This window comes from Altibacter sp. HG106 (assembly GCF_028561755.1).
In the GTDB taxonomy this organism is placed as follows: Bacteria; Bacteroidota; Bacteroidia; order Flavobacteriales; family Flavobacteriaceae; genus DFVG01.
Genome location: NZ_JAQQTD010000005.1, coordinates 101,249 through 124,601, shown reverse-complemented (window position 1 = coordinate 124,601; position 23,353 = coordinate 101,249). Strand labels below are relative to the sequence as shown.

General features: G+C 44.6%; 17 protein-coding genes. 5 read left to right on the top strand and 12 right to left on the bottom strand.

Going from position 1 to position 23,353, the window contains the following annotated elements:
• Positions 1 to 34: 34 nt before the first annotated feature.
• The 10 genes from asnB to PO830_RS09655 form a co-directional block, all read right to left on the bottom strand.
• Positions 35 to 1,729 (bottom strand): asparagine synthase B, encoded by a 1,695-nt coding sequence (asnB, locus tag PO830_RS09700; RefSeq protein ID WP_272853365.1) that lies wholly within the window; start codon positions 1,727 to 1,729, stop codon positions 35 to 37.
• A gap of 243 nt (positions 1,730 to 1,972) precedes the next feature.
• Positions 1,973 to 4,387, bottom strand: coding sequence for an alpha-ketoacid dehydrogenase subunit alpha/beta (locus tag PO830_RS09695; RefSeq protein ID WP_272853364.1), 2,415 nt, complete (start codon positions 4,385 to 4,387; stop codon positions 1,973 to 1,975).
• An 86-nt stretch (positions 4,388 to 4,473) separates the two neighbouring features.
• On the bottom strand, positions 4,474 to 4,707 hold the full coding sequence (locus PO830_RS09690; protein ID WP_272853363.1) for a hypothetical protein: 234 nt from the start codon (positions 4,705 to 4,707) through the stop codon (positions 4,474 to 4,476).
• A 1-nt stretch (position 4,708) separates the two neighbouring features.
• Complete coding sequence (locus PO830_RS09685) at positions 4,709 to 7,522, bottom strand: metalloprotease (protein ID WP_272853362.1); 2,814 nt, start codon at positions 7,520 to 7,522, stop codon at positions 4,709 to 4,711.
• Positions 7,519 to 8,766 (bottom strand): T9SS type A sorting domain-containing protein, encoded by a 1,248-nt coding sequence (locus tag PO830_RS09680; RefSeq protein WP_272853361.1) that lies wholly within the window; start codon positions 8,764 to 8,766, stop codon positions 7,519 to 7,521. Before PO830_RS09680 ends, PO830_RS09685 begins: the two co-directional genes overlap by 4 nt.
• A 13-nt stretch (positions 8,767 to 8,779) precedes the next feature.
• Positions 8,780 to 9,469: a TIGR00730 family Rossman fold protein gene (locus PO830_RS09675; RefSeq protein ID WP_272853360.1), complete on the bottom strand. Its 690-nt coding sequence runs from the start codon at positions 9,467 to 9,469 to the stop codon at positions 8,780 to 8,782.
• Positions 9,470 to 9,475: 6 nt separating this feature from the next.
• The gene (gene uvrA, locus PO830_RS09670) at positions 9,476 to 12,307 is read right to left on the bottom strand and encodes an excinuclease ABC subunit UvrA (RefSeq protein ID WP_272853359.1); all 2,832 of its coding nucleotides are present in this window, start codon (positions 12,305 to 12,307) and stop codon (positions 9,476 to 9,478) included.
• An 85-nt stretch (positions 12,308 to 12,392) separates the two neighbouring features.
• Complete coding sequence (locus tag PO830_RS09665) at positions 12,393 to 13,406, bottom strand: hypothetical protein (RefSeq protein ID WP_272853358.1); 1,014 nt, start codon at positions 13,404 to 13,406, stop codon at positions 12,393 to 12,395.
• A 150-nt stretch (positions 13,407 to 13,556) separates the two neighbouring features.
• Entirely contained in the window at positions 13,557 to 15,275 is a 1,719-nt protein-coding gene (gene ggt, locus PO830_RS09660) for a gamma-glutamyltransferase (protein ID WP_272853357.1), read from the bottom strand.
• Positions 15,272 to 15,856 carry an acyl carrier protein phosphodiesterase gene (locus tag PO830_RS09655; protein ID WP_272853356.1) on the bottom strand — a complete coding sequence of 195 codons (585 nt, stop codon included), beginning with the start codon at positions 15,854 to 15,856 and terminating at the stop codon, positions 15,272 to 15,274. The genes ggt and PO830_RS09655 overlap by 4 nt, the downstream gene beginning before the upstream one ends.
• Before the next feature lie 41 nt (positions 15,857 to 15,897).
• Here PO830_RS09655 and PO830_RS09650 point away from each other — a divergent pair, with 41 nt between their 5' ends.
• From PO830_RS09650 to PO830_RS09640, 3 genes are read left to right on the top strand one after another with little or no spacing between them, the layout of a single operon-like run.
• Complete coding sequence (locus PO830_RS09650) at positions 15,898 to 16,968, top strand: acyltransferase family protein (protein WP_272853355.1); 1,071 nt, start codon at positions 15,898 to 15,900, stop codon at positions 16,966 to 16,968.
• Positions 16,965 to 18,350 (top strand): phosphoglucosamine mutase, encoded by a 1,386-nt coding sequence (gene glmM / locus PO830_RS09645; protein WP_272853354.1) that lies wholly within the window; start codon positions 16,965 to 16,967, stop codon positions 18,348 to 18,350. The genes PO830_RS09650 and glmM overlap by 4 nt, the downstream gene beginning before the upstream one ends.
• A gap of 32 nt (positions 18,351 to 18,382) precedes the next feature.
• Positions 18,383 to 19,873 carry an aminotransferase class V-fold PLP-dependent enzyme gene (locus tag PO830_RS09640; RefSeq protein ID WP_272853353.1) on the top strand — a complete coding sequence of 497 codons (1,491 nt, stop codon included), beginning with the start codon at positions 18,383 to 18,385 and terminating at the stop codon, positions 19,871 to 19,873.
• Between the two features lie 2 nt (positions 19,874 to 19,875).
• Here PO830_RS09640 and PO830_RS09635 read toward each other — a convergent pair whose 3' ends face one another.
• Complete coding sequence (locus PO830_RS09635; RefSeq protein ID WP_272853352.1) at positions 19,876 to 20,766, bottom strand: lysophospholipid acyltransferase family protein; 891 nt, start codon at positions 20,764 to 20,766, stop codon at positions 19,876 to 19,878.
• Between the two features lie 48 nt (positions 20,767 to 20,814).
• Between PO830_RS09635 and PO830_RS09630 the strand changes: the two genes are divergently transcribed.
• A complete protein-coding gene (locus PO830_RS09630) occupies positions 20,815 to 21,465 on the top strand; it encodes a rhomboid family intramembrane serine protease (RefSeq protein ID WP_272853351.1) in 651 nt (216 codons plus the stop codon).
• Positions 21,466 to 21,475: 10 nt separating this feature from the next.
• The gene (locus tag PO830_RS09625) at positions 21,476 to 22,150 is read left to right on the top strand and encodes an SIMPL domain-containing protein (RefSeq protein WP_272853350.1); all 675 of its coding nucleotides are present in this window, start codon (positions 21,476 to 21,478) and stop codon (positions 22,148 to 22,150) included.
• Positions 22,151 to 22,156: 6 nt separating this feature from the next.
• Here PO830_RS09625 and PO830_RS09620 read toward each other — a convergent pair whose 3' ends face one another.
• The gene (locus PO830_RS09620; protein WP_272853349.1) at positions 22,157 to 23,281 is read right to left on the bottom strand and encodes a TlpA disulfide reductase family protein; all 1,125 of its coding nucleotides are present in this window, start codon (positions 23,279 to 23,281) and stop codon (positions 22,157 to 22,159) included.
• Positions 23,282 to 23,353: the final 72 nt, after the last annotated feature.

Here is a 23,353-nt window from a genome sequence, read left to right as displayed (position 1 = left end):
CAGCCAATGGCCTAGTTTTAGGAAACTTTAAGAGCTATTTCTGATACGCATCGGCATGAACTTTTGCCACCGCTCGACCACTGGGGTCGTTTTGGTTCTTAAAACTCTCATCCCAATCTAATGCTACTTGACTACTACAGGCCACACTTGGCACAGAGGGCACTGTAGTGGCCGCCGCATCACTTGGGAAGTGCTCTTCGAAGATGCTTCGGTAATAAAACTCTTCTTTGCTGGTGGGTGTTTGATACGGAAAGCGATATTTGGCATTTGCCAGTTGTTCGTCGGAAACTTCATTAGCTACCATCTCTTTTAAGGTATCAATCCAACTGTACCCTACGCCATCACTAAACTGTTCTTTCTGTCGCCATGCCACGGCCTCTGGAAGCATGTTTCCGAAGGCTTCTCGAAGCACCCATTTTTCCATGGCTTGACGTCCACGAGAATTGTCTTGTCCTGCGATGATCATCTTGTCTTTGGGGTTCAACCGCATGGCAACATCCATAAACTCTTTGTCTAAAAATGGAACGCGCCCTTCGATTCCCCAGGAGGCTAACGATTTGTTTGCACGCAAACAATCGTACATATGAAGCTTATCTAACTTTCGTACATTCTCTTCGTGAAAATCTTTCGCAGATGGGGCTTTATGAAAGTACAAATACCCTCCGAAGATCTCGTCGGCCCCTTCTCCAGAAAGAACCATTTTAATCCCCATTGCTTTAATGGCACGGGCTAACAGGAACATCGGAGTAGAAGCGCGAATGGTTGTGATATCATAGGTTTCTACATGGTAGATTACATCGCGTAGGGCATCAATTCCTTCTTGTATGGTAAAGTGTATTTCGTGATGCACCGTTCCTAAATGATCGGCTACCTTTTGAGCCGCGGCCAAGTCGGGTGACCCCTCTAGGCCAATAGCAAATGAATGCAATCTAGGGTACCAGGCACTTTCGGTATCTCCCGACTCTACCCGCATATCTGCATATTTTTTTGCCAAGGCAGACGTAATAGAAGAGTCCAGTCCGCCTGATAATAGCACGCCATAGGGTACGTCACTCATTAATTGACGGTGAACCGCCGCGTCTAAGGCATCTCGCAACTCATCAATACTGGTGATATTGTCTTTAACGTTCTCATATTCCATCCAGTCTCGTGTAAACCAGCGTTGCGGTTCGGAGTCGCTGCTATGTAAATAATGTCCAGGAGGAAAGAGCTCGATCTTGGTACAAACACCTTCCAACGCTTTTAATTCGGAAGCTACGTAAAACGTGCCGTTGGCGTCCCAGCCCATATAGAGGGGAATGATTCCCATATGATCTCGCGCGATAAGATATTCTTGTGTTTCCGCATTGTAGACAGCAAACCCGAAGATTCCGTTAAGTTCATCAAGAAAGTCGGTTCCTTTTTCTTTGAAGAGCGGGAGAATCACTTCACAATCTGATTTCGTCTGAAAAGTATAGGAATCTTTGAATTGTTTCCGAAGTTCTAAATGGTTATAGATCTCACCGTTGGCAGCCAAGATAAGCGTTTTATCTTCCGAATATAAGGGTTGCTTCCCAGAGGTTGGATCTACAATGGCCAGGCGTTCGTGCGCCATAATCGCCTTGTCATCGGTATAGATCCCACTCCAGTCGGGACCGCGATGTCTGAGGCATTTCGCCATGCTTAATAATTGAGGTCGCAACGCATCTACAGGTTGCTTAAGTTCGAAGGCACATACAATTCCACACATGATATTTATTTTTGGTTGTTAGTTTTCAGTCATAAAAAAACCCGTCAGGTTAGAAACTTGACGGGTTCGGTATAGGGTACAAGTTTCTGCTACGGGGTTCCGTTGTTATTATTATTTAAATTGAAATTAAATCCTAGCATGACTTGTGTATTGCTTATGTTGTTGTAAAGATTCAATAAAAATTTGCTCTTTTCCAAATAAAATTCAGAAAAAAGCCATTTTTAATATCGAATTCATAGATTTTTAGCGAAGTTTCGGATAGTTCTCTGGGTTACTCTCGTGCATGATCGCATATACTTTTTCAAAAATATCTTCTGCGGAAGGTTTTGAGAAATAATCTCCGTCGGTGCCGTAGGCGGGTCGGTGTGCTTTTGCCGTTAAGGCCTGCGGTTTGCTATCTAGATATTGATATCCGTTTTGTTCATCCACGATACGCTGAAGGATATAGGCCGACGCCCCTCCAGGCACATCTTCATCAATCACGAGAAGTCGGTTTGTCTTCGCCACACTTTGCACCAACTCTTCTTTGATATCTAAGGGTACTAGCGATTGCACGTCGATCACTTCGGCATCAATGCCTACTTGCAATAGCTCCTGAGCCACGCTTTGAACGATGCGAAGGGTGCTTCCGTAGGAAACCAAGGTAATGTCGGTTCCTTCTTTCATCACCTCAATCTGTCCAACCGGAGTTTTAAAGGCTCCGATATTCTTTGGCATTTTTTCCTTAAGGCGATAACCATTCAAACATTCAACGATCAACGCGGGTTCGTCACTGTCGAGCAAGGTATTGTAAAATCCTGCGGCTTGCGTCATATTTCTTGGCACCAGAATATGGATTCCTCGTAGCAGGTGAATCAATCCACCCATTTGCGAACCGCTATGCCAGATACCTTCGAGTCGGTGTCCCCGTGTTCTCACGATCAGCGGTGCTTTCTGCATGCCATGGGTACGATATCGCAAGGTAGCCAGATCATCGCTCATGATCTGCAAACAGTATAGGATGTAATCGAGATATTGAATTTCAGCGATGGGGCGAAGGCCACGCATGGCCAACCCAATACCTTGGCCCAAAATAGTAGCCTCTCTAATTCCGGCATCGGCGACGCGAAGTGCTCCGTGTTTTTCCTGAAGTCCTTCCAGTCCTTGATTGACATCCCCAATGGTTCCGCTATCTTCTCCGAACACCATAGTTTCAGGGCGGTTTTCAAAAATATAGTCGAAGTTATCACGTAAGATGATCCGTCCATCTACAAGTTCTGAATCGTCGCTGTATTCGGGCGCAACTGCTTGCACATCGGTTACTTTTTTAGCTCCTTCGGAATAGAGGTGCGCGCTGTATTTAGGCTGTATGATCTCAAAATAATTATCAATCCAGTCCTGTAATTGTTTCTTTTCGGAAGTACGTTCTGAAGCCACATAGCGCAATGCTTTTCTGGCCGCACTAGCGATGGTACTGCGCAAAGGCTCTTTTTCTGAAGCCAGCTCTTCTTTGATCTTGGTGATAAAGACCTTGTTTTGTGAGGCTTCCGCTAGATTTCCTAATAAGGTGAGGGCTTCTTGTTGTTCTTTCTTTTGTGGAGCAATAAAGGCTTCCCAGGCTGCCTTCTTTCCATCGCGCACCGCTTTCTTACATTCCTTTTCCAACTCGGTAAGCTCTTCATCGGTCGCCAGGTCGTTGGCAATCATCCATTCTCGCATTTTCACATTGCAATCGTGCTCGCGTTCCCACTGCAATCGCTCTTCGCTTTTATATCGTTCGTGAGAACCACTGGTCGAGTGTCCTTGTGGTTGGGTAAGTTGCTGTACGTGAATAAGAATAGGGATATGCTCGTTACGAGAAAGTGCTCCGGCTTGCTTATAGGCTTCCACTAATTGGGCGTAATCCCAGCCATTTACTCGGATGATCTGATAGCCTGCCGCTTCTTCGGTACGCTGAAACCCTTTGAGGATTTCAGAAATATTCTCTTTGGTAGTTTGGTGTTTGGCGTGCACTGAAATTCCGTATTCATCATCCCATACGCTAATGATCATAGGAACCTGAAGGACACCCGCCGCGTTGATGGTTTCCCAAAAAAGACCTTCACTGGTGCTGGCATTCCCTATGGTACCCCAGGCCACTTCATTTCCTTGATTGGAAAATTCAGTAAGGTGAGAAACACCCGCTTCGTTCCTAAAGAATTTAGAGGCTTGTGCCAATCCTAGCAGTCGGGGCATTTGTCCTGCGGTAGGAGAGATGTCGGCACTGCTGTTTTTTTGTTGGGTGAGCTTCCTCCAGCTACCATCTGCATGTAAGCTGTGGGTTCCAAAGTGGCCGCCCATCTGGCGCCCGGCGCTCATAGGATCTACTTCCAAATCGGTGTGGGCATACAGACCGGCAAAAAACTGCTCGACTGTTAGTTTCCCGATCGCCATCATAAAGGTTTGGTCGCGATAGTATCCGCTGCGCCAATCGCCATTTTTGAAGGCTTTGGCCCAAGCGAGCTGAGGCACTTCCTTTCCGTCACCAAAAATTCCGAATTTGGCCTTTCCGGTAAGAACTTCCCGGCGTCCTAATAAACTACATTCGCGACTTGTCACCGCGATCTTGTAATCGTTGCGTACTTCGGCTTTGAAATCTTCAAAGGAAATAGGATTGTCGGTCTTTGGGTCTGTTTGCATAGGAACGTTTTGAATGGCGCAAAAATAGCGAAAATCGCCCGAATTTGCAATGTTAAAGATTTACAAACCTTTCAAAAAAACAGCTCTTATTCCTGATTTCTTTTGAAATATTTCGACGATTCCACGATTACGATACGAATAAGTAAAAGAAATGGGAGTCCGTGTAACAAGAGATCAAAATAGTCCATGGCTTGCATTCCCGCGGCACCACCGGCAATCCATTTCAATTTTCCCCATAGATGAGGTTCGGGAAAGAAAGGTGCCAACCCTAAGGTAAGGCAGAGTAGCACGACGAGACGGACGTTGTTAAAGAGTTTCATATCAATACCATTCACGAGTGAAAAGTCCGAGTAAGGTCTTCGGACTCAAGGTGACGATAAATCGGATACGCTGGTCGTAATTAGGCAATCCCGGTTCCCATCCAAGGTTACTGTAGAGCGGAAAGAACAACTCAAAATAATCTGCCACCAAGCTCACTCGAATACCAGTGTCAAACACGCCCTGGGTACCCCTTCCTTGGTTGTGAATGAGGCCCACATCGCCATAGGCATAGATCCATTTCCAGAGGTTGGTACTGGCATTTACCGTAGCGATCCAACTATTGGCAAAGGCAGGTTCTAGTTGCGATTTAAAGCCTCCTTCGGCGATGATAATCTGCTGACTAAACAAACCGCTGTCTTCGCTTCGGCCATAGTAATTATAATCAAATAGGTAATCAGTAGGTCGGTCTAATGCAAAGCTGAAGAAATCACCATTGCTTCGGGAATCGTTAAATAGAAAGGTTCCGGCGAAGAAACGCAGGTTCAATTGGCGATTGTTCAGAAATAATTTTCGGTATTCCAATTCCGCAGAGATCTTACTGAACTTACTGGAAATCTGATAATCTACCACGCCTCGGAAATAATTGATCAAATTCGGATTGGAGTACACATATTGAAAGTTGAAGACGCTATAATCAGGATCTTGATTGGGATCGTTGGGGTCTTCATCTCTGCTCACATTAATATTCCGAAGATTGATGTATTGCTTTTCATTGTTTCTGATATCATTCTTTCGGAAGGCGATGGTCATATACGGAGTGAAGCGTCGGTAGAAAAGGCCTTCGTCATAGGAATAATAATTTCCTGAGATACCATATCGAACCGCATAAGGTTTATTGCCCTCCTTGAGGTCGGTATAGGCAATACTTCCGCTTCCTACCAGGGTTTTGGATTTAAGGCCGTACTGAGGTTCTAATTTATAATGTATCCCTTTTGGCAGCACCGTTTTATTGTACAGTTTCATCCCAAAACTAAGTCCGTCGTAGAAGTTATATTCAAAGATCGGCATGAAGAACAACTGGTTGTAGTTGGGATCTTCCACATCCTGAAAGAGTCGGAATTGCAAGGGTCGATTTAGCAACCCTTTGACTTTTTTATAGTTGTTTCGTTGATTGAATTCGGGAATCACACCGTCATAGTTCACCACAAGCTTGCGAACATTCGATGCCGGCACGGTAACCGTAGTAGTACTGTCGAAGGGACGCGCCCATTTTTTAAAAAGCACCTCGTCTTTGTTGATTCCATACAGCGCCACCGGAAGCTTGTTATTTTCCAGGTTTTTCAGGGTCACGTCAAGCGAATCGCCTCGCTTTTTCACTTTTTTAATTTTGAAGTCGATGGTCGTTCGGGTATCGGCGTAGTCTTCAAAATACCAATTTACAGGAAGGTTTGTGTGTTTTTCGAGTATCGACTGGAAGCTTTTTGGGGTACTAGGCTTCAGGCGATAGGTCTCCAAAAATTCTTTAATGCCTTGCTGCAAAGCGTCTTTTCCAATATAATCCTCTACATATTTTAACCCTTGTCCGCCGTAGTAATCATTGGCGATGTTCTTATTGAATTTAAGCAGCGAATCTTTAGGAGTAGTCAGCTTTTGGTGAAGGTTATTTCGCGCCATGTTCAAATAGAGCAGCGGATATTGGTCATTAAACTCCAGGTCGGCTGCATGTGCCCATCGAATCACCCACCAGTCGCTCAAGGTACCGATGATCTTCATATTCGGATAATAGGTATCTACATAATCGATCATTAGATAGATCTGAAGCGCGCCGAGCAACCAGTAATCTTCCCGATCGTGTACACTCAAGGTATTCTCCAGGTACTGTCGGGTCATGGTTTTCAATTGCTCCATGTCGTACTCGAAGCCATCGGGAAACGGACTGATAAAGTTGGGTAATTGATTGAGCCCATAAACCGGTCGATTTCGGTATGCTGCTTCGGAAATAAGCATTTTCTCGTGCGGATAAGGACCTAAACGGTCGGCGAGAAATCCCGAGATACGATCGACAGCAAGGGCTTTTATCGTTGGCGTAACCTTTTCATCTTTTAGGTTAGTAACGATTTCAAACTGATCGGTAACGATACTGCTGAAGGTGGGTGTTTTTTCAAGATGAATGATTGCATTCTGACGGTTTTTACCTTGAAGCACCCAGGTCTGTTCGGGTCCCATCCGTTGTTGGGTTGTCACGTTGAGTTCAGAAAAGAGCTGAAAACTACCAGAAGTCTTCACCACAACATCAAAATGGGTAGGAGGGAGGTAAAGATCATCAGTGCCTTTATTGCTGTACACTTGCCACGTTCCATCAAAAACGGCGGGAGCTAAGAACCAATATTTTAGTTTGATACTTCCATCAGACACATAGCCGTATCGCGTAAAATTATCCTTTGGCAGTCGCACGGTGTACATGGCGTTGATCACCACGGTTTCACCCGGTGGAAGCGGTTCAACTAAAGAGACTATTAAAATATCATCCTCGGCACCACGTCTCCACGGTAGCGGGAAGTTCTTTTCGGTAGTGACACTATGAAGAGTGGTTCTTCCTCGTTCGTCATTCTTTTCAAAATGAAACGAACTATTAAAGTTTTCGGCAAAGCGCTTAGCGAGGGGTGTTGTTTTACTGGAATAACTATTGGGCCAGTCAAAAAAATGAAGCTCCGTTAAGGTACTATCTGAGGTGTTAGTATACGTTAGTTGCTGCTGAATTTCTAGTGATTGCTTGGCTTCTTTATAATGTACCGATAACGAAATATGATTTTGCGCCACGATAACGGGCGCTACAAAAAGCGTTATCCATATGCTAAAAACGAGACGTCTCAACGAGATGTTATGAATTTTAGGGTCGAACCAGAAATCGAACTTTTTACGTAATACACGCCACTGGCGAGTTCAGAAACGTCTACCTCCAAAGAACCACGCCCAAAAAGGGTATGGTTTTTAATTCGCTGTCCCAATACATTGTAGATAGCGATGTCAATGGGATATTGGGTAGCGTCACGTACGACAAAAGAAAGAGTTTCAGTGACCACGGTATTTTTCAATTTCAATGCCGCTTCGGAAGCTTCAAAATCTATGCCACTAAACGTTTCAAATTCTTTATTGGTTTCTAAGGTCATGACTACGGGGAGGTGATCGCTCATATTGTAGAGCAGGTTTCGAAGCGACTGACTAAACGTTCCGGTACACCCCGAATTGTTGATGTTTTCATTAAAACAATTGCCGTTATTCCCATAGGCTGCGTAGGTGTTGGTTACGTATCGCATCTTTGGGTCGGTTTGCATGTTTTCAGACATCAGTATAAAGTCGAATCGATCATCCAGTCCGCCGCCGGCTCCCGCGCCAAAAGGTCCCGAACTCACCCGTGTACTTTGCGTATGAACGTCTTGAAAATTGATATTATTATTCCACGCTCCGGCGCGATCGATGGGATCTACCAACACAATTTCATTGGTTGGGTCGAGCAATTCTTCGTAGGCATCTTCAAAGGCCGAATACACATTCAAATCTCCTGAGAATAGCACATAAGAATTTGGATTGAGGTCTCCTAAGGTTTGGGTGAATTCTTCAACCATGTCTAAGCGTTCGGCTTCGTTACTGGCGCCCGTACTTGATTTTAGGTGAGCCACATAAATATCTAAGAATACAGGGTCTGTATCGGCATCGGTGGTTTTGAGCTTCAGGAGGTAGCGATTGATATCGCGAACATCCGTAGTAATGACCTGTGTGGTTTCAATGCTAAATTTGTCTTGACGGAAGTAAATCAATTGCTGAATGTCTGATCCGCCTGATTGATTCGGAATAAACTGCGCACGGGTATAGCGTGATTCATCATAATTGAGAGACTCGTTCAAAATAAGATTGGCTCCCGCAGCATCTTCCAACTCGCAAACCATAAAAATATCGGGTTGGTATTCGTCCAGAATATCGCGAAGAATCAATTCTCTATTGTCTGGATTAGCAGAAGGAAATTCTAAAAGGTTGTAAAACATCGTTTTAATAGGCGTTTGCCCGACCACCCAAAAGGGCAGGAGCAACCATACGATCGATAACCGTTTATGTAACATAACTAGGGAGTTGTTAGAAATTGGGGCTTAAATTATATTTATTATAGAAATCATTGAGTACTTGTAGCACTTCATCGGAAGAGTCTACAATATGTACCAGGTCTAGATCTTCTTTGCTGACATTGTTGTTGGCCTCTAGCAAGGTCTCTTTGACCCATTTCCAAAGCCCTGTCCAAAATTCGCTTCCTACCAAGATCAGCGGAAACTTATCGATCTTGTGCGTTTGAATCAGCGTTAGGGCTTCAAAAAACTCATCGAGGGTTCCAAAACCGCCCGGCATGACGACAAATCCTTGCGAATATTTAACAAACATTACTTTCCGAACAAAAAAGTAATCGAAATCAATGCTTTTATCACTGTCAATATACGGATTATCGTGCTGTTCGAAAGGCAGGGTGATGTTGAGCCCCACAGAGGTTCCTCCTGCTAAATGCGCGCCTTTATTACCGGCCTCCATGATTCCGGGGCCACCACCGGTAATTACTCCATAGCCGTTCTCGGTGATTTTTTTGGCGATATCTACCGCCAATTCGTAGTATTCATGGCCGGGTTTGGTACGTGCCGATCCAAAAATGGAAACACAAGGACCTATTCTACTCAGTTTTTCGTAACCATTTACAAACTCTCCCATGATCTTAAAAATAGCCCAGGAGTCGTTTGTTTTTACTTCATTCCAGTTTTTTGGGGGTAATTCATTTCTCATAGCGTGCTAATGTAATTCTTTTTTTAGGAAACGTGCCGTGTGGCTTTTTGTTTCCTCACTTATAGCTTCCGGCGTGCCGGTGGCAATCACTGTTCCACCCTGCTTCCCACCTTCAGGCCCGATATCAATAATGTAATCTACAATTTTTATCACATCCAGGTTGTGTTCAATGATCAAGACGGTATTTCCTTTTTCCACCAAGCGGTTCAGTACTTGCATCAACACTCGAATGTCTTCAAAGTGCAAGCCTGTTGTAGGTTCATCTAAAATGTAGAAGGTGTTGCCTGTGTCTCGTTTAGAGAGTTCCGTAGCGAGTTTAATACGTTGTGCCTCACCTCCAGATAGGGTAGTAGATTGCTGCCCTAAGGTAATATATCCTAGGCCCACGTCTCTGATCGTTTTTAATTTTCGATAGATCTTCGGAATATGCTCAAAGAACTCACAGGCTTCGTCAATTGTCATGGCCAGTACGTCGTAAATGGACTTTCCTTTGTAGCGAATCTCCAGCGTTTCACGGTTGAAGCGTTTTCCCTGACAGGTTTCGCATTCCACATACACATCGGGAAGGAAGTTCATTTCAATGACGCGTAATCCACCTCCCTGGCAGGTTTCACACCGCCCTCCTTTCACGTTAAAACTGAAACGTCCTGGTTTATATCCTCTAATTTGTGCTTCTGGAATCTTCGCGAACAAACTCCGTATCTCCGAAAACACTCCGGTGTACGTAGCCGGATTCGAACGTGGTGTTCTCCCGATAGGCGATTGGTTAATGTCAATCACCTTGTCTAAATGCTGCAGGCCTTCAATTTTTTGATAGGGCATCGGTTTTTTGACCCCATTAAAAAAATGCGCATTTAAGATAGGGTAGAGGGTTTCGTTGATCAAAGTCGATTTACCACTTCCCGAAACTCCGGTGACTCCAATCATGGTTCCTAACGGGAAACTCACAGTTACATTCTTCAAGTTATTTCCGGTGGCTCCCGACAGCGTCAAGGTTTTTCCGTTTCCGTTGCGACGTTTCTTCGGAAGTTCAATTTCCTTGGTGCCATTCAGGTAATCGGCGGTGAGCGTATGGGTTTGTAAGATGGTTTCTGGAGTTCCTTCGGAAACGATTTCTCCTCCGTGTTTGCCGGCCGCCGGACCAATATCAATGACATAATCGGCACTTTCGATCATCTCCTTATCGTGCTCTACTACGATTACCGAATTTCCGATATCCCGAAGCTGAAGCAGCGAATGGATGAGCCGTTCATTATCGCGTTGATGAAGCCCAATACTGGGTTCGTCCAGTATGTAAAGCACCCCTACCAGTTGGGAACCTATTTGCGTTGCGAGTCGGATGCGCTGCGCCTCTCCGCCCGAAAGTGACTTCGAGCTTCGGTTGAGGGCGAGGTAAGTGAGTCCTACATCATTCAAAAAACGCAGTCGCGCGCGTACTTCTTTGATTATACCTGTAGCGATTTTCTGTTGAGTATCCGATAATTCCGATTCTAAATCGTCGAACCATTGCGTTAGCTCCACAATGTCCATATGGGCTAATTCGGCGATATTTTTGCCATTTACTTTAAAATAAAGCGACTCTTTCCGAAGTCGGTTGCCCTCACAAGACGGACAATCTACCTTATCCATGTATTCCTTCGCCCAGCGACGCAGTGATTTCGATTCGTTGGCTTCAAAGGTATTCTGAAGAAAAGTCGCAACACCTTCAAAATCAATTTTGTAATTGCGAGTGATCCCGAGCGTTTTTGACTCGACGTCAAAGGAAGAGTTTCCTCCGTGAAAAATCATGTTTTTGGCTTCTTCCGGAATACTGGAAAACGGGTCACTCAATTCGAAATCATATTTTTTGGCAATGATCTCCAATTGTTTAAAGACCCACTTGCTTTTTTGCGGGCCGTGCGGTGCCAACGCCCCCTGTTTTATGGAAAGGGAAGGGTCGGGAACAATTTTTTCTAAATTCACCCTGTGTAATTTCCCCAGACCTTTGCATTCGGGGCACATGCCCTTCGGACTGTTAAACGAGAAATTGTTGGGTTCGGGATTGGGGTAGGAGATACCGGAAGACGGACACATAAGCGACCGACTAAAATACCGTACTTCGTTCGTTTCGTTATCCAACACCATCAGTACGTCGCCCCCATGATACATGGCGGTTACGATCGTTTCTGAAAGACGCTTTTCCTGATCACTGGCATCAGAAATCTTAAGGCGATCGATCACAATTTCGATATCGTGTGTTTTGTACCGATCGATGCGCATGCCTTTTACGATGTCCATAACCTCGCCGTCTACCCGAACTTTTACAAACCCTTGCTTGCCAATTTGTTCAAATAATTCACGGTAATGCCCTTTTCGAGAGCGAATGACAGGGGCGAGTACACTTACCTTGCGATCTTTAAATTCGTCTATGATAAGCTGTTTGATCTGTTCGTCGCTGTAGCTCACCATTTTTTGGCCGGTATTGTAGCTGTAAGCGTCACTGGCGCGTGCGAACAATAGGCGTAAAAAATCATAAATCTCGGTAATGGTGCCAACCGTGGAACGCGGACTCTTACTCGTGGTTTTTTGCTCGATGGCAATAACGGGAGATAGGCCTTCAATTTTATCGACATCGGGTCGTTCTAAACTTCCTAAAAATTGACGGGCGTAAGCCGAAAAGGTTTCAATGTAACGACGTTGTCCTTCGGCGTAAATCGTATCGAACGCCAGAGAAGATTTTCCGCTGCCGGAAAGCCCTGTAATCACTACTAATTTCTCTCTTGGAATGGAAACGTCTATGTTCTTTAAATTGTGAACACGAGCCCCCAAAACCTCAATCACATCCTCCTTTTTTTCCATAGTTTGCAAAGGTACTTAATTGAATTGAAAATTCACACTTCTATCCATCTTCAATGCGAAGGTTTCAGAAGAAAAAAAGAACGGCTTATCGATTGATTTCGCGGGAAAGAAACGGAAGTAAGGAGATGCTGATAAAGAACAGGGTACTGATGACAAGCGCATAGCTAATCACCAAGGCAATGATGGTAAATGAAAAGAGCAAATGTAACAGCGGTAAGAGTACGCCAGCTATGATGAGCACTAAAAAGATGATATACAAATATCGTAGCATTCCCGGTACCCTACGCCCCGTCTTTTCCTGAAATTGCAGCAGTTTAGGAATGACTTCCTGTGACATATACTCGCCTAATTTCGACAAGAAGACTTCGTTGAAAGAAGAGTCTTCAAAAGCTTCAGCGTCAATGCTATGCGCTAAGGTCATGATCTTTTCCTGATGTCTTTCAAAGACAGCGTTGTAATCGAGAGATTCTTTATAAATTCCGTACTTATACCCAAAATAGTACCACAAGCCCGAACCACATTTATGTTCCAGCCATTTTTGAACGATTTCGTTGGCGTACGCTCGTGGGTATTTGATCGCTTCCGGAAGGGATTTCTCTCTGGGATGGGTCATTAAAAGCGATTTCAATTCGAGATAGAGATTTTCTGTGTCGGCGTAGTGGTGATTTTCCTGTAAAAATTCAATGGCAAGTTTTGATTTACCCTTGTAAAATTCTTTGACATCAAAGAAGGTAAGGCCCGAAAATTCTTCATCGATGTATTCTTTCAATCCAGAAAGCCACATCTTCGACCGAAGCAAAAGCTCTACGATATTGCGGAAGTGATGCATTTTTTGCGTGACCTTGCTCAAACTATCGATGGCGGTAGTTCGGTTGCGTTTCATAGACATGGCGGCAGCGACCAGATAAACCATGATGATCGCACTTAAAAAACCGCTGATGCTGATAAAAACGATAGAGACCTCATTAAGGGTGGTAACGAAGGTGGGGTCGGTGGTCGTTTTTTGCCACAAAAGAAAAGAAAGACCAATACACAGAAGCCCGCTAATAAATAGCGGGAGCAGGGTTGAAATATCGCTTACAATAGATCGTTCTCTCATGAATAGAATGCACCTAGCAATGCCTCAGCTGTGTGTAACTTCTTACAAGTAAAGAATTTCGGGCGGTAAAAATAGGGATTTTTGTAGTAAAATACTTACAAATCGCTCTATGGACGATTTTATCGATGAACGACCAGAAACCAGCTATTTTTAATAACCCACAGCGGTATCATCCCCGCGTCGGTCGGCCCCTCCTTCCAAGGTTCCGTCAGGAAGTCGCAGGATAGCGTCTACTTTTCCAATTACGGGTGCGTTGTTGACATCGATGGTGTATCCTAATTGCGATAAACTGTCTAAGGTTGGCTGCGGAAAAGAATCGGGTTCAAACATCACAATATCGGGCAACCACTGATGATGAAATCGCGGGGCGTTCACAGCTTCCTGCATGCTCATGTCGTATTCATAAACGTTTAGTATGGTTTGTAAAACGGAAGTGATGATAGTAGAGCCTCCCGGCGTACCTACACTCATCCAAAACGCTCCCTCCTTTTCGATCAGGGTGGGGGTCATCGAACTCAGCATGCGCTTTTGAGGTTCAATGGCATTGGCTTCCCCGCCAATGAGTCCGAACATATTTGGTGTTCCGGGTTTGGCACTAAAGTCGTCCATCTCATTGTTCAGAAAGAATCCGAGTTCTTTGGCATACAGCTTGGAGCCATAAGCTCCATTTAAGGTGGTGGTGACAGCAATAGCATTTCCGAAGGCATCGACTATAGAATAGTGAGTGGTCTCCATACTTTCCGCCATCGCTGCTTCTGCCATGGTAATATTTCCGTGGGTTACTTCAGAGGAAGGAGTGGCCGCCTGAAAGGTAAAGTTTTCCATACGCGAGACTGCATACCCTTCAGAAATCAGGGTGTCTAATGGGATCTCAACAAAGTCGGGATCGCCTAAATAGTAACTCCGATCAGCATACGCGCGTCGTTCTGCTTCCGCAAGCAATTGAATCGACTTGGTGCTGTTATGGCCATACTCCGACAAATCATAGGGCTCGACCATCTTCATGATCTGCGCCAGGCACACGCCTCCACTGGAAGGAGGAGACATCGAAATAATATTGAGACCCTTGTACGTGAATTGAACCGGTTCTCGCCATTGCGCTTCATAGGCGTCCAAATCCTCTAGGGTGATGATGCCATTTTTTGACTGTAAAAAAGCCACCAGTTTTTCGGCGGTTTCACCTTGATAGAACTCCGATCTTCCTTTATCTGCCAGGCGTTCTAAGGTAGCCGCAAGCGCTTCATTTTTGATGGTATCTCCCGCTTTTTGTCCCAGGGTATACAGCGAAGCTTCTTCATTTACTTTTTCAAATACCGAGGCGTATTGTTCAAATCTTCCCGCTTGTTTTTCAGTCACCACATAGCCATTTCGTGCCAGCGCTATCACGGGACGAAGCAATTCTTCCATAGGAAGGGTGCCTAGCTTTTGATGAACGGCAAAAATGCCGGCAACGGTTCCGGGAACCCCTACAGCGAGTGCGCCGACTTTACTTTTTTCCGAAAGGTAATTTCCGGCGCTGTCTAAATACATATCCCGCTCTGCCGCTAAGGGCGCTTTTTCTCGATAATCTAAGGCGCCAATTTCACCGTATTGCGTTCTGTATACCATAAAGCCACCTCCCCCCAAATTTCCGGCATACGGGTAGGCAACGGCAAGTGCCATTTCGGTAGCGACCATTGCGTCAAAGGCATTCCCTCCTTTCTTTAATATTTCGACCCCGATTTTGGACGCTTCTTCTCGAGCAGAAACTACCATGGCATTTTCTGCAAGGGTCCCAATTACAGGAGCTGCAGGCTCAGCCGGGGCAGGTTTGTCTTTACAGGCCCAGAGGCTCAAAAATAATAGAAGAAGGTAGGGAAGTGATTTCATAGTGTGGCTAATTTTTGTTGGGAAAAGATAATCAATTCAGAAAAAAAAGAAGTGAATTCAGCTTCAAACTCTTCGTAATAAGCCTCCAGCTCAATGACGGCAAAATTCATCTTGGAAACGCCTTTAGTACGCACGTTCATTTGCTTTAAAATATGGCTGATGCCGGCTACCGAAGCGTAACTTTCTAACCAATTATCGGTAATCATATACGGCATCATTCGTTGGATGCGCACGGGGAGCACCGCGAAGTTCTCCCGCAACAGGGCATAGAAATTTTGTACGAACTCAGATAAGGGTTGCTCGTGGTACTGAGACCAATTTTTAGCAAGATAATGATCATAAAGAATGTCTACAATAACACCGCTGTAGTGACCGTAGTTTTGATGCAGTCGGGCCGTGCTCTGTTTTACCGTAGCGTGTTGGTCGGTAAAGGTATCGATGGCTCGGTGCAGTAATATTCCTTTCTGAATGGCTTCCGGGTACTTTAGATAGCGTTTGCCTTTGATCCCGTCGGCAATAAAGTTTCCGATTATAACGCCTTCATCGGTTCCGGAAAGATAGATATGCGCCAAAAAATTCATTGCATAAATATATGTAATTTAGCTGCGTAAAACCTGCCTTTTTGAAGCGACTGCCCAATTTAGACGTCTTGCGATTCCTTCTGGCAACCATGGTACTTATCTATCATGTTCCGAAGCTCTGTGAGAGTCAAGGATTACCCTACTTTAATGACGCGCCCATCTTTCAGCGGGGCATCGAAGCCGTTTATATGTTTTTTGTGCTAAGTGGATTTCTGATTATCCGATTGATCTATCGGGCCAAACAAAATGGAACCTTTTCTATTTCGAATTTCTATATGCGCCGGATCCTCCGCATCTTTCCGCTGTATTATTTGGTATTGTTCTTTGGATTCTTTTTTTACTGGATAGCGCTCCCGGCTTTAGGAATCGCCTACGACTCGAATTATCCCTTTTGGAAGGCATTGGGTCTCTCCGTTTTCTTTTTCCCAAATATCAGCGCCAGCCTTTATGAACCGGGTGGAATCTTGGAGATCCTTTGGTCTATTGGAATCGAAGAGCAGTTTTATTTGCTCGTTGCGCCGCTGCTATTTCTAATCCGGACCAAACGAATTTTAATAGTCTTAACCGCGTTGGTGGGGATATATCTACTTTTATTTCATTGGGAGGCGTTTTATTTGCTTCGGAAATATCAAATGGTTTATTTCTACTTGTTTGGAGGAGGAATCATTGCGCTCATGGAGGCACAGGGGCGTTTGCAGTTTCTGAAAAGTTCGCTTTGGATTCCGCTGAGTATTTGCGTTGCCACCCTCGTTTATTTCACCACCGATTGGCTGCTGTTGCCAACCTATCAAGGGAAGCATGTACTCACCGTAGTATTATTCTGTCTCTTTGTTCATACCGCCGCCCACAATCACCGAAACGTAATCATATCCAATCCCTTACTGAATTATTTTGGAAATATTTCCTACGGAATTTACATGTATCACGCCATAGTGCTTAACTTTGTGGTGTACCTATTTTTAAAAGGAGAATGGGCTGCGCAATTAGGTGCCGTAGCAGCGATTATTTTGACACAGTTTAGCACGCTAGTTATAACGCTGATAGTAGCACATGTTTCTTATCGGTATGTAGAAACCTATTTTCTCAACCTCAAATCAAAATTTAGAAAATGACACTTATTAAATCTATATCGGGAATCCGTGGAACCATTGGAGGCACGCCCGGAGACAACTTAACTCCTATTGACGCCGTTCGATATGCTTCGGCCTACGGAAGTTGGATCAAAAAACAACGGAATAAAGAAAACTATCGTGTCGTGGTAGGGAGAGACGCCCGCATCTCGGGAGAGATGGTGCAACAATTGGTAATGAACACCTTAGTGGGTCTTGGTATTCACGTGGTAGATCTTGGACTGTCAACAACACCCACCGTAGAAATGGCGGTTACCATGGAACATGCCGATGGAGGTATTATTCTAACCGCCAGTCACAACCCCAAACAATGGAATGCCTTAAAACTGCTCAATGCGAAAGGTGAGTTCTTAGATGCGGTGGCCGGACAGGAAATTCTGGATATTGCCGAGGGAGGTGCCATCGATTTCAGTGAGGTAGATGCGTTGGGAAAAATCACTAAGAACGATGCCTATATCGATCTGCATATAGACGAGATCTTGGAGTTGCCTTTGGTGAACGTTTCCGCCATTAAAAAAGCAAATTTTAAAATTGTGGTCGACGGTGTCAATTCCACGGGAGGAATTGCCGTTCCTTTGTTGCTCGAGGCGCTGGATGTTCATCCCGTAAAACTATTTTGTACTCCCAATGGGGAATTTCCACACAATCCGGAACCTTTGAAAGAGCACTTAGGGGATCTCATGAAAAAGGTGGTCGATGAAAAAGCCGACTTCGGAATTGTGGTAGATCCGGATGTAGATAGATTGGCGATTGTAGACGAAAAAGGGCAGATGTTTGGAGAAGAATATACTTTAGTAGCCGTGGCCGATTATATTTTAGGGCATCAATCTGGGAATACCGTTTCCAATTTGTCTTCTTCGCGCGCCCTGCGTGATGTGACTGAAAAGCACGGAGGCCAGTACACGGCGAGTGCGGTAGGCGAAGTAAATGTAGTCACCAAAATGAAAGAAACCAATGCGGTGATCGGTGGAGAGGGAAATGGGGGCATCATCTATCCCGAGCTGCACTACGGAAGAGATAGCTTAGTGGGTATTGCCTTACTACTAAGTCATTTGGCGGAACAGAAAGTATCGGTAAGTGAGCTTCGGAAACGGTACACGGCCTATTTTATGAGTAAGAAAAAAATACAATTAACGCCCGAACTCGATGTAGATGCATTACTCAAAAGTATTTCGGAAACCTATGCTTCCGAAGAAATTAATACGGTAGACGGAGTGAAGATCGATTTTCCCGACAATTGGGTACACCTCCGTAAGTCGAATACCGAACCCATCGTTCGAATTTATACCGAAGCTAAAAGTCAGGAGAAAGCCGATGCCCTTGCCGATCGTTTTATTCGTGAAATTGAATCCTATATGTCTTAATTTTCTATCTTTATAACGATTAACAGAAACGCATGGAACCCGTAACGCAACCCTCTCGTACGGCGCTGGAATCGTACTTCGAACCGTTCAGAAAAGAAATTCTAGGTATTGACCAAGAGTTTATGTCTCCCTTCGGAAAGCGAAAAATTGTCTATGCCGATTGGACCGCCAGCGGTAGATTGTACCATCCTATCGAAGCGAAGATTCTCAATAATTTTGGGCCTTTTGTAGCCAATACCCACACAGAAACCGCAGTGACGGGTACCACGATGACACAGTCGTATCAACGCGCTCGAGATATTATCAAGCAACATGTACGGGCAGGTGCCGATGATGTACTCATAACTACCGGAACGGGAATGACGGGAGCCGTGAATAAATTTCAACGGATACTGGGATTAAAAATCCCTGAGCAGATAAAGGATCAGTTTTCGTTGCCGGAAGCGCAGCGCCCTGTGGTTTTTGTGTCGCATATGGAACATCATAGCAATCAAACTTCCTGGCTTGAAACCGTGGCTACGGTAGAGGTGATTCCTTGCAACGAGGAAGGTTTATTTTGCATGGATGCGCTAGCGCGCTTGGTTGAGAAATATGAGGGCCGCGAAGTCAAAATTGCGTCCATAACAAGTTGCTCGAACGTTACAGGTATTCGAACGCCGTATCATGACGTAGCGGCATTGATGCATAGAAACAACGGACTCTGTTTTGTGGATTTTGCCTGTTCTGCACCCTATATCGACATTAATATGCACCCCGAGAACGAAGAAGAAGCTTTAGACGCCATCTTTCTCTCTCCACATAAATTTTTGGGAGGTCCCGGTAGCAGTGGGGTACTCATCTTTAATAAAAAACTGTACAAGAATATGGTCCCGGATTGCCCCGGTGGAGGAACCGTAGATTGGACCACACCCTGGGGCACGCATAAATTCATCGATAATATTGAAGTACGAGAAGACGGGGGCACCCCAGGATTTTTGCAGGTCATTCGCACGTCCCTGGCCATTAAACTGAAAGAAAAAATGGGGGTGTCGAATATTATGAAACGCGAACATGAGCTGTTGGAGTATATTTTTGATCGTTTGGATGCGGCTCCAGGAATTTCCATCCTTGCGGGAAATCACCGGGAGCGACTAGGAGTGATCAGTTTGATCATTGGTGAACTACACCACGATCTGGCGGTAAAGATGTTGAGCGACCGCTATGGCATTCAATCGCGCGGGGGCTGCAGTTGTGCCGGAACGTACGGACATTACTTACTCGAGCTTGATCAAGAGAAATCAGACGAAATTATAGGGAAAGTACAGTTGGGTGAATTTCTGTTAAAACCAGGCTGGGTTCGAATCTCTATTCATCCTACTACCACCCAGGCGGAAGCCAAATTCATCTGCGACAGTTTAATCGAATTGTCTGAAAACTACAATCACTGGAAACATGATTATCGATTGAATCACGGAGTATTTACACATGTCTCGGAGGCCGAAGCACCTACCTCGGTATTGCAAGACGATTGGTTCGAGGTATAAGGTTAGTCGGTTTTTCTGTGTTTCCAGCGTTTATGCGACCACAAGTAGTATTGGGGTGCCGCGTGAATTTGTTTTTCAATTTCATCTAAAAACAAGCGGGTGATCTCAAACGGCGCTGTTTGCTGTGGAGTTTCCGACAAGGGGATAAGTGTTACCCTGTAATAGCCGCGTTTTACTTTCTGCGTTTTCAGATATCCAATATTAAAATCCAATCGCTTGGCCAGATCTTCCGGTCCGGTGAAGACAGGAACATCAACACCCATAAAAGTGTCTCGCAACTTAAACGCGCCCAGCTTCGGGGTCTGATCGGCCACCAGGAGCGTGATCGAGGGGATCTGTTGTTTGCTCATTTTGAAAAGTGTGGTCACTGCTTTTTTATTAGAAACGATGGTCGCACCAAACTTCCCGCGAATATTTTTTACTAAGCTGTCAAAATAGGGATTCACCAACGGTTTGTATACGCCAAACCCTTTGAGTTTCGTCATCACAGGTACCAGGGAACTCCATTCCCAGTTCGCATAATGGGCACAGCACACCAACAAGCTGCGTCCTTCGGCGTGGTAAGCATCAAAAATTTCAGCGTTTTCGATAACATAACGCTTCCGCAAGGTGGCTTCAGAAATGGTAATTCCTTTTATTGTCTCGAAAATGAGGTCACAGAGATGCCGGTAGAACCCTTTCGCAATGGCACGGCGTTCCGAAGTTGTTTTATCCGGAAAAACTAACGCCAAATTACTCAGAACCACTTTTTTCCGATAGCCAATCACATAGTACACGACATAGAAGAGCAAGGTTGATTTGAGATACAACAACCAAAAAGGAAGGAGTGATATCAACCAAAGAATAGGATAGACCAGAAAATAAAGTAGCCGTTGCATAAAATAGTACCGCAAAACTAAGTAATTTTATTGCATCACGAATTGATTCTTTATTTTTGAAAGATGCTAGATATCGCCATTGTAACCCTTATTATTATTGCCGCCAACGTAATTATTTCTTTAAAAGGCTTTAATGACTTTTCCTTCTTTGAAAAATACAAGTTCAATATTGCCAGCATTCGCCGTGGCGAGCAAATACGAATGATTACCTCTGGATTCTTACATGTAGATACGGCACACCTGCTGTTCAATATGCTAACGCTCTATTTCTTTGCGAATATTGTTATTAATGCGCTGGGAACCGTTCGCTTTTTATTGGTGTATATGGCGAGTTTGCTCGTTGGAAACCTATTGAGCTTCTACTTTCATAAAGAGGAGTACCATTACAGTGCGGTAGGCGCCAGCGGGGCGGTTACCGGAATATTGTATTCGGCGATTCTATTTTATCCCGATATGAGCTTGTACTTGTTCTTTATCCCCATTCCCATTCCGGCCTGGATCTTTGGGTTGTTGTATTTGCTCTATTCCATTTACGGAATGAAGAAGCGCATCGGGAATATTGGCCATGACGCCCATTTAGGAGGCGCTATCGCGGGGTATGCTCTTACCTTATTGTTTATGCCCGGTCTTTTAGAAACCAATTTATGGATTGTTTTAGTGCTGGCGGTGCCTATTGGTATACTGTTTGTACTTCATAAGCTTGGAAACATTTAAACCTAACATCATGAAAAAGATATTCTTACTTTTATTCGTAACCTTAACAACGCTAAGTATGGCACAAGAATCCACACCACCTCAGGTACAAGTTTCAGGAGAAGGAACCGTAACGGTGGTTCCTGATGAAGTAACCATCGACATACGAGTGGAGTCTACGGGTGATGACGCCCAAACCGTGAAACGTGATAACGATGCGATCGTTAAAAGTGTCTTGCAGGCGGTGTCGGCCATGGGTATTGCTGAAAAAGATGTGCGAACTGAGTACATCCGACTCAACAAAAACTACAACCACAATACCAAGAATTATAACTATGCGGCCAATCAGGCGATCGCCATTACGCTGCGCGATCTTGAAAAATATGATGCGGTGATGAATCGATTACTGGAGACAGGGATCAATAGAATTGACGGCATACAGTTTGCTTCCTCTAAAGCGGAACAATTACGCACTGAAGCACGCACCAAGGCGATACTAAATGCCAAAAAGAAAGCTACTGAATACGCTGCGGCGGTAGGTCAAGATATCGGAAAAGCGGTGCTTATCACCGAGTTTCAACCCTCTAACGGCCCTCAACCGATACTACGTGGAATGGCCATGCAGGAAAGTAGCGCCGGGAAAGCCTTAGCTCCGGGTGAGTTAGAAATTACCGCCGTCGTAAACGTAAGTTTTTTATTGGAGTAGACCAGTTTATTGTCCGCCTAACAAACCGGCAATTCGATCCTCCAGAGCAGCACCCCTTAAATTCTTATCGATAATCTTTCCATTTTCATCTAAGAGAAAGGTAGCTGGGATGGCACGAACGTTATAAGTTTGCGCGATAGGGTCTTGCCAAAATTGTAAATTGGAAACATGATACCAATCCATATTATCATCCTCAATGGCCTGTAACCATCGGTCTTTTTGTCCTTGTCGGTCGAGACTTACACTGATGATGTTCAACCCTTTGTCGTGGTATTTTTCATACACGCGAACCACATTAGGATTTTCACGACGACAGGGCTTGCACCAAGAGGCCCAAAAATCAATAATGGTGTAGGTTCCCAGCACGTCGTTTAAGGCGAGCATCTCTCCTTCTGGTGTAGGAGCGCTGAAGTTAGGCGCTTCACCACCTATATCAACTTTCTTCATTTGGGTCAGTGAGCGTTCCAGGTTTTTCGTTACGGCAGAGCCTGCGACTTTAGGAGAAAACTCGGCAATCATCGCTTTTGCTTCTTCAGGGGTTGCTTCTTTGCGACTTACCATTTCGGTGAGTAGCATTGCTGCGTAGAGCGAATTACCATTTTCGGTGATAAATTGTTTTTTATAGGCGTTTTCTTCCGCCACTAAATCGATGTTGGCTTGTTGAATTTGTGCGACTAGAACATTGTCTTGTTCGGCACGCGCCTGCTGATAGCGTTCTAAATGCGCTTGCTTTTGAGCGTTATATCCTCGGATGCGTTTGGTGAAGTCGGCATACGCATTATTCAATTTTCCTCCGGAAACGGTTGAGGCTGCCAGACTATCTTTAAAAAGAGTCATTTTTAGATTCTCATTCTCCGGAAAATACACCACGTTTGCCTGTGCGCCATCTACGTTGAGATAGTTTACGGATAATTTTTCGGTCTTGGGATAGGTCCCTTCAAAACGGCCTCCGTTGATCGTTAGGGTGTCAATAACAGCCGGACGGTTATCGGCTCCTACTTCGTAAACGTAAATTGCAGTTCCGTCATCATAGCCTTCTGCTTGACCCGAGATGGTGAATTGATCACTTTGCGTGTCGCAAGAAAATAGCAGTAAGGAAATTGTAATAAAAAGGGCGTTGAATCGTCTCATAGGTAGTTTCGCTTATTTTGACAAAAGTAATAGTTATTTTGCGCTCCTTAAAAACTATTATAATAATGTTAA